The 8231-nt window shown below is 64.1% G+C and carries 8 protein-coding genes and 1 pseudogene; all 9 read left to right on the plus strand.

Going from position 1 to position 8231, the window contains the following annotated elements; translation table 11 throughout:
- The coding region (locus RMN95_RS02965) for an ROK family protein (RefSeq protein ID WP_309615472.1) at positions 1 to 636 on the plus strand (636 nt) is incomplete at its 5' end.
- 48 nt (positions 637 to 684) lie between these two features.
- Positions 685 to 1977, plus strand: coding sequence for an extracellular solute-binding protein (locus tag RMN95_RS02970; RefSeq protein WP_309615473.1), 1293 nt, complete (start codon positions 685 to 687; stop codon positions 1975 to 1977).
- A 98-nt stretch (positions 1978 to 2075) separates the two neighbouring features.
- The gene (locus RMN95_RS02975) at positions 2076 to 2996 is read left to right on the plus strand and encodes a sugar ABC transporter permease (RefSeq protein WP_309615474.1); all 921 of its coding nucleotides are present in this window, start codon (positions 2076 to 2078) and stop codon (positions 2994 to 2996) included.
- Positions 2993 to 3829, plus strand: coding sequence for a carbohydrate ABC transporter permease (locus RMN95_RS02980; RefSeq protein ID WP_309615475.1), 837 nt, complete (start codon positions 2993 to 2995; stop codon positions 3827 to 3829). The genes RMN95_RS02975 and RMN95_RS02980 overlap by 4 nt, the downstream gene beginning before the upstream one ends.
- Positions 3826 to 4779 carry an ROK family protein gene (locus RMN95_RS02985; protein WP_309615476.1) on the plus strand — a complete coding sequence of 318 codons (954 nt, stop codon included), beginning with the start codon at positions 3826 to 3828 and terminating at the stop codon, positions 4777 to 4779. Before RMN95_RS02980 ends, RMN95_RS02985 begins: the two co-directional genes overlap by 4 nt.
- On the plus strand, positions 4779 to 5549 hold the full coding sequence (locus RMN95_RS02990; RefSeq protein ID WP_309615477.1) for a glucosamine-6-phosphate deaminase: 771 nt from the start codon (positions 4779 to 4781) through the stop codon (positions 5547 to 5549). Before RMN95_RS02985 ends, RMN95_RS02990 begins: the two co-directional genes overlap by 1 nt.
- A gap of 162 nt (positions 5550 to 5711) precedes the next feature.
- A pseudogene (locus RMN95_RS17085) lies at positions 5712 to 5999 on the plus strand (carbohydrate-binding module family 20 domain-containing protein); the annotation flags it as partial.
- 135 nt (positions 6000 to 6134) lie between these two features.
- A complete protein-coding gene (locus tag RMN95_RS02995) occupies positions 6135 to 7355 on the plus strand; it encodes an ROK family transcriptional regulator (RefSeq protein ID WP_309615478.1) in 1221 nt (406 codons plus the stop codon).
- An 83-nt stretch (positions 7356 to 7438) separates the two neighbouring features.
- Positions 7439 to 8231, plus strand: a 793-nt coding sequence (locus RMN95_RS03000; RefSeq protein ID WP_309615479.1) for a sugar ABC transporter permease, incomplete at its 3' end; no start/stop codon positions are given.

Raw genomic sequence — 8231 nt, forward strand, 5'->3', positions numbered from 1 at the left:
GCTGGGGTCGTGCTCTCCGCCCCCAACCTGGGGTGGCTTGGTGAAGACCTGCAGGGCATCCTGTCCACCCGCTTCGGGCTACCCGTCGTGGTGGCGAACGACGCGAATGCCGCCGCGCTCGCCGAGCACAGCTTCGGCGATGCCGACAGCGACATGATGCTCGTCAAGGTCGGCCACGGCGTCGGCGCGGGTCTCCTGCTTGACGGGACCCCACTCTTTGGCAGCCGGTTCGCCGCCGGCGAGATCGGCCACGTCGTGGTCGGCACCGACGGCGGCCTCGAATGCGTATGCGGTAAGCACGGTTGCCTCGAGACCTGGCTCGCCACCCCTCGACTGGAGAGGGCCATCGCGGCAACGCCGGAGTCGAGAATCGAGATTCTGACGGAGGCGGGGCAGCGCCTCGGCATCGCACTTGCCCCCGTCGTCGGCGCGCTCAACCTCGCCGAGATCGTGCTGAGCGGTCCGACGGAACTTCTTGATGGCCCGCTTGCCCTGGCGACCATCGAGACCCTCCGAAGCAGGACGATGGCCGAATTCCACGGCGATCTGACGCTGCGGATGACAACGCTCGGTGAAGACATCGTCATGCGCGGCGCCGCCGTTATGGTCCTCTCCGCGCAACTCGGGGTCTCCTGACCCCACGAATCACTGCCCGCAACACTCCATCCACAGAAGGAAGACACAATGAAGCGAAAGATCGGACTGGTCGCAGCTGCGACCGCAGCACTCGTCGTTCTTGCCGGGTGCTCCACGCCGGCTCCGGCCGAGCAGTCAGCCGATGGCCAGAACATCACCCTGTGGCTCATGGGAGGTGACACCCCGGATACGCTGCGTGACTTCCTTAAGACAGAGTACGCAGACGCAACCGGGGGCACCCTTACCATTGAGCAGCAGGACTGGTCGGATGCCCTTTCGAAGCTCACGACCGCGCTACCTGATAGCGAGAATACGCCCGACGTGACGGAGATCGGCAACACCTGGTCGCCGACATTTACCTCCGTCGGCGCTTTCAGCGATATCACGGACATGTACGTCGAGCTAGGTGGCAACTCACTGCTTCCCTCCTTCGTCGAGGTAGGGGCCGTCGATGGTGCCAATTTCGCGCTGCCCTACTACTTCGGTTCGCGTTATATTTTCATGCGCAAAGACGTATGGGGAGCCGCCGGGCTCGAAATTCCGACTACGCTCCCGCAGTTCAACGAGGGTGTCGTCAAGCTGAAGACCGACACGCAGTCTGGTTTCTATATCGGCGGTGAAGACTGGCGCAACGGCGTCTCCTGGATCTTCGCCAACGGCGGGGAGCTCGCAAAGAAAGAAGGCGACAGCTGGATGTCGAGTCTGTCCGATGCCAAAACGATCGAGGGCCTCACTCAGCTGCAGACGGTGTATCAGGATGCCTCGCTCGCACCCGTCACGGAAGCAGACAGCACCCCGTGGGTCAACATCAACAACAATGCGGCAACCGGAGTACCGGAGGCGGCGACGATCATCGCGCCAGGATGGGCGCACTGGTCTATCGGCGACCTCGCACCGGACCCGAAAGACGACACGAAGACCGTCGCGACCTGGAACGATGCGACCTTCGGCAACTTCGTGCTCCCCGGGGTGGACGGTGGCGCGGCTCCGGTCTTCGCCGGTGGCTCAAACATCGCGGTCTCTGCGGCCAGCAAGAACCAGGCTGGCTCCCGTGAGCTGATGAAGATCATCTTCTCGGAGGAGTACCAGAACATGCTGGGCGCCAACGGACTCGGCCCGGCAAACCTGGACTATGCGTCATCCCTCGGGGATGACCAGTTCGCCACCGCTCTCTCGGAATCGGCGGCAAACTCGAAGCTCACCCCCGCCGCTCCCGGCTGGGCCGCTGTCGAGGGATCCGGCCTTCTCGAGGAGTTCTTCGGCAAGGTCAACGGTGGCGGCGACATCCCGGCACTCGCCAAAGAGTATGACGCCAAGATCGACGACCTGATCAACGGCTGACGCTGCGCACTCCGGCTGGGCGACGTGCCAGCGTCGCCCAGCCGGCACCATCGACTTCTCAACCATGCCGACCAACCCTGCCGAAAGGAGGACCAGCCGTGTCTGCTGACGCTCTCACCCGCGTGAACAACCGCCGCGGCATCCGTGCTCCGCACCTGCTGCTCATCCCGGCGATAGCGATCCTCGTGCTCGGCATGGGATATCCGGTGATCTGGCAGATCGTCACGTCGTTCCAGGAGTACGGGCTGAAACAGCAATTCGGCCAGGCCCCATCCTTCGTCGGGCTCGACAACTACATCACGCTCGCCACCGATCCGCAGTTGTGGGTCGTCGTCGGCAAATCCCTCGCCTTCTGCCTGATCACCGCCTTCGTGACCCTGGGCCTCGGAACGCTGCTCGCTCTGCTCATGTCCGCCGTGACGACGACTGCGCGGCTCGTGCTGCAGGTCGCCCTCCTGCTTGCCTGGTCGATGCCCGTCGTCTCGGCCATGACCGTGTGGATCTGGCTGTTCGACCGCCGCAGGGGCGCCATCAACTACCTGCTCGACATGGTTCCCGGCGTCGACATGAACCGCTTCGACTGGCTATCCACACCCTTCACTTTCCTGCTCGTCGCCTCAATCATCGTGGTCTGGATGAGCGTGCCCTTCGTCTCCTTCTCCGTCTACGCCGGGCTCACCCAGGTCTCAGACGAGGTCATGGAAGCCGCGCAGCTCGATGGCGCGACCGGCTGGCAGCGATTCTGGGGAATCATTCTCCCGATGATCCGACCGGTCATCTCGATCGTGTTGCTGTTGCAGCTCATCTGGGACCTGCGCGTCTTCACGCAGATCAAACTGCTGCAGGATGCCGGCTCCAAGTCAGGAGACTATGACCTGTTGGGCACCTACATCTACAAGCTCGGCACGAGTGCTCAGGACTTCGGGATGGCTTCGGCCGTGTCGATCCTCGTGCTCGGGATCACGATCGCCCTGAGCTGGTTCTACATCCGCAGCCTGCTGAAGGAGGACGTGGCGTGAACCGCCCACTTGCGAAGGGGCTCCTGAGTGCTCTCGCCGTCATCATCGCCCTGATCTGGGCGTTCCCGGTCTACTGGATGGTGAGCTCGTCATTCATCCCCACGGCGATCCTGCAGTCGTTCATCCCGACCTTCTTCCCCCTCAACGGAACCGTGAGCAACTACACCGGGGCGATCGCCGACGGCTCGTTCTTCAGCGCCCTCGGCATGAGTGTCGCCATCACGCTCACGGTGGTGCTCTTCTGCATAGTCTTTGCATTCCTCGCCGCCGCGGCGATCAGCCGGTTCAGATTCCGGGGTCGCCGCAGCTTCGTCATCGCCGTGCTCATCGTGCAAATGCTCCCGGCCGAGGGCCTTTTCATCGCTCAGTACAAGATGGTCTCGAGCGTGCACCTGCTCGACAGCGTCGTCGGCGTCAGCGTGATCTACATCGCCGCCGTCGTACCCTTCACCATCTGGATGCTGCGGGGCTTCGTCGCGGGCGTCCCCGTCGATCTCGAGGAGGCCGCGATGGTCGACGGGCTCAGCCGATTTGGAGCCTTCATGCGGATCACGTTCCCGTTGCTCGCCCCCGGGCTGGTGGCATCCGGTGTCTATGCGTTCCTGCAGGCATGGAACGAGTTCACCGTGGCCCTGGTGCTGCTGCCCTCGGAGGCCGCCCAGACACTGCCGCTCTGGCTGCGCGGTTTCGTACAGGCCTCTGCCACGCGCGAGACCGACTGGGGCCAGGTCATGGCGGCGTCGACCCTCGTCGCCGTTCCCGTCATCATCTTCTTCCTCATCGTGCAGGGTCGACTTACGTCGGGTCTCGTGAGCGGGGCGGTGAAGGGATGACCGACACCCGGCTGCGCGCCGATCCGGGGCTCGCCACCGGCAGCACGCTGCGCGTCGGCATTGACATCGGCGGCACCAAGACCGATGCGGTGGTCATCGAACCCACCGGGACGATCGTGCAGCGGCTCAGGCTGCCCACCGGCTTCGGACCGGATGCCGTGCTCGAGACCGCGGTCTCCGCCGTCGCCCGGCTCGCGGAACTCGCGCGGACCGAAATCACGAGTTTCGCTTCCATCGGTGTCGGAATCCCCGGAGCCGTCGACAACGGCACCGGCCGGGTCACCCACGCTGTGAACCTCGGCCTCGAGGGGCTTGAGCTCGGAGTAGAACTAAGTCACCGGCTCGGGCGTCCCGTGCGCATCGACAACGACGTGAACGCCGCGGCGCTCGGTGCGTTCCACCTTCTCGAGAAGCCCGAGAGCTTCTCGATGGCCTACCTCAACCTCGGCACGGGGCTCGCCGCCGGGATCATCATCGACGGCCGGGTGTGGCGGGGTTCGCGTGGCACCGCGGGCGAGATCGGCCACATCCCGGTCGACCCGCGGGGCCCGGAATGCCCGTGTGGCCAGCGCGGCTGCCTCGAGATGCTCGCATCGGGGTCCGCGATTGCGCGGCAGTGGCCGACCGATGATCCCAAGCCCGCTCGGGCGCTCTTCGCCGCCGCCGCGGGTGGTGATCCCCTGGCCAGGGAGGTCACCTCCCGATTCGTCGAGAACGTCGCGGCCGCAGTCCGCATCCTCGTGCTCACCGTTGACGTCGACAGTGTCGTCATCGGGGGCGGGCTCTCGACTCTCGGGCCGGTCCTCCTCGACGAGGTTCGGGCCGTGCTCGCATCGTGGGAGGCCGCGTCGGGCTTCCTCGCCTCCACCGGGCTCAGCGACCGCATCGCGATCGTGCCCGTCGACTTCCCGGCGGCGGCCGTTGGCGCCGCCCTAGTGGGGGTGGCCTGATGGCGGAAGTGGTAATCGTCCGGTCGATGGCTGCCGCGGGCGGGGTGGCCGCGGATGCGATCGAGCAGCTCGTCCGCCGTAACCCCCGTGCTGTGCTGGGGCTCGCGACGGGTTCCACCCCCCTGTCCACATGGACCGCGCTCGCGGCGCGCAACCTCGACCTCGCGCAGGTGCGGGGGTTTGCGCTCGATGAGTACGTGGGGCTTCCGGCGGGGCATCCACAGTCCTATCGCTCCGTCATTACGCGGGAAGTCGTCGAACCGCTCGGACTCAACCCAGAGCTGGTGCGTGTGCCGGCCGACAGCGGTCCCCTCGAGACCGCGGGCGACGACTACGAGTCGGCGATCACGGATGCGGGCGGTGTGGACCTGCAGATTCTCGGGATCGGACGCACCGGGCACATCGGCTTCAACGAGCCGGGGTCATCGTTCGCGTCGCTCACCCGGATCAAGACGCTGACCCAACAGACGCGGCTCGACAACACGCGCTTCTTCGACTCACCGGAGCAGGTGCCCATGCACTGCATCACGCAGGGGCTCGGCACGATCCTTCGCGCACGCCACCTGGTGCTTCTCGCCTTCGGTGCCGCGAAGGCCCGGGCCCTGGCGGGAGCCGTGGAGGGCCCGCTCACCGCGTCGCTACCGGGCTCGGCCATCCAGCTGCACCCGCGCGTGACGGTCATCGTGGATGAGGCTGCCGGGTCCGACTTGGTGCACGCCGACTACTACCGCTACGCGTGGAACAATCGCCTCGAGTGGGAACGGATCTGACCGGCGGCCCACGACCTCGCTAGATGCGCACCCCGGACTGCTTTTAAGGTCGACGTGAGAGACCGCGAGCGTGGTGAATGGGCTAATTGAATGCGAACGTCAGATCTTGCTCACTCTCGCTCTTGGACCATCCAATTCCGAGTTGATTGAGTCAATTTCCAATGCAACGCTGGCGTGACCACTGCAGGTCAATCCGTGTACGCCGTCGGGAACGTTCCGCAACTCGGCGAATGGTCGGTTGCCAGCGCAGTCGAATTGAGCCCGACGAGCTACCCAACATGGACCGGCACGATCTCCAATTTGCCTCCCAGCACAACTGTCGAGTGGAAGTGCATCAAACGGGGGGAAGCAAACTATCCCGATACGGCCGATGCATGGCAACCAGGCGCTAACTCAACCATCACCACGCCAAGCTCGGGCGCCGGTGGCACGACAGTAGGAAGCTTCTGACGCATCGATCAGGAGATGCTGATGGCCTCGGAAACCAACCGTTTCCGAGGCCATCTCCTCATATACGGGTCCGTCTACTTGACATGAAGCCGCACGCCGCTATCGTATATTCAAGACTAAATAAACGAGGAAACAATGTCGCTTCGCTCGAACTCTCGCACGGATGTCAACCGATCGGCGATCCTCGCACGGTTGGGCGCACAGGGTCCACTGTCCCGCGCAGATCTTGCCCGCACCCTGAGCGTTTCACCGGCGCTGATGACGCAACTGATCAAGGATCTTCTCGTCGATGGTTTGGTACTCGAGTTGGATCACTCTCCGTCACAGGGCGGCCGGCCCGCGCGGATGCTCGGTCTGGCAACCAACGCCGGTCGAGCCATCGGCGTCAAGGTCGTCGCGGATCACGTCGCGTTCGTAGAAGTTGGCCTGGACGGTACAGTCCTTCGCTCGGCCCGCGAGCCTTTCGACGCGGCAGCGTCCACGGTCCTTTCAGACCTGACAACCTTGCTTAGGGTGTTCATCGCGGGTGGTAGTAGCAAACGCGTTCTTGGGGTTGGAGTGGGCCTGCCCGGAAATGTCGATCAACAGGGCATTGGGGTTGTGGATTCGACACAGCTGGGGTGGAGCAAAGTGCCTGTCGGCTCGACGCTTCGTCGTGAATTGTCGTTGCCGGTGATTGTTGAGAACAATGTGAACGCCCTTGCGGTTGCTGAGCGCCTGTACGGGCTGGGCCGGAAGCACGAGAACTTTCTGGTTGTCACGATTGGTACCGGTGTGGGCGCGGGAATTGTGGTTGATGGTGTCGTGCTTCGGGGTGCTGGCGGTGGCGCCGGTGAAATCGGTCACACCCCTGTGATTGAGGGCGGTGCGACCTGCACCTGCGGGAATGTCGGCTGTCTCGAGGCACAGATCGGTGAGTCCGCTTTGGTGCGTACCGCTCATCAACGCGGAGTTCTCAACGGTGCAAGTGGCATCGACCAGCTCATGGCCGCAGCAGACAGCGGTGACGCGGAGGCAGCGCGGATCTTCAGCGAGGCGGGTCATCTGTTGGGCCGAACTCTTGCGGGGATCGTGCACATGCTCGACCCTGAGATCATTGTCATCCTCGGTGAGGGCACCGCGGCGTGGTCGCATTGGTCGTTCGGGTTCGAGCCGGCCCTTCGCTCGTCGCTGATTCCGAGCCGTCGTGGTGTTGGTGTCGCGGTCGAGTCGTGGCAGGACGAGAGCTGGGCTCAGGGTGCTGCGGCGTTGGTGCTTGCGACACCGTTCGATTCCGATGACCTCGCCGGCGATCAGGGGCGCCTTGTTCGCGAACGTCTCGTGGAGCAGTCGGCTCCGCACGGAGGCACGGAGTGACGCTCGCACCCCCGCGTCCACCCGTCCACGTTGAGACGCCGTCGATTCAGGCGGTTCCGCGCGGCAGGTCACGGTCGAACCGTGTGACGTACGCACTCACGGTCGCCATCTTCTTGGTGCCGAGTGCGGTTCCTTTGCTGCTTTTCGTGCTCGGCCCGATGGTGTCCGCGGCGTGGATCAGTCTCAACTCGTGGAACCTGCTCAGCCCGATGGAGTTCGTCGGCTTCGGCAACTATATTTCGCTCGTAACGGACTCGCGAACGGGCGATGTCTTCTTGCACACTCTGTATTACATCGTCGGCTACCTGCCGATCGTTTACATCGGCGGGCTCGCCCTCGCGCTGGCTCTCAACACACAGCTGAAGGGGCGCTCGTTCCTGCGAGGAATCTATTTCCTACCGGTTGTGACGAGCTGGATCGTTGTCGCGATCGTGTGGCGGTGGCTTCTGAACCCGAGCAACGGGATCGTGAATCTCGTCCTCGGTTTCTTCGGGGTGGACGGCCCGGGATGGTGGGCGGACCCAGCGTGGGCGATGCCGTCGATCATCATTGCTTCAGCTTGGAAGGACCTCGGTTTCGTGATGGTCATCCTCCTTGCGGGGCTGCAGGCCATCAATCCTGACATGTACGACGCCGCACGCGTTGATGGTGCCGGATGGTGGCGGCGCCTGTTCAGCGTCACACTCCCCCTTCTCAGCCCGAGTACGTTCTTCGTCGTCGTCATCTCACTCATCAACGGCTTCCAAGTGTTCGACCAGGTGTACGCGATGACGGGCGGGGGCCCGGGCGGTGCCACCCAGGTGGTTGTTCAGCAGATCTACGACCTCACTTTCCGATACGGCGCCGCCGGCGAAGCGTCTGCACTGAGCTGGATGC

Source organism: Salinibacterium sp. (assembly GCF_031364185.1).
In the GTDB taxonomy this organism is placed as follows: Bacteria; Actinomycetota; Actinomycetes; order Actinomycetales; family Microbacteriaceae; genus Rhodoglobus.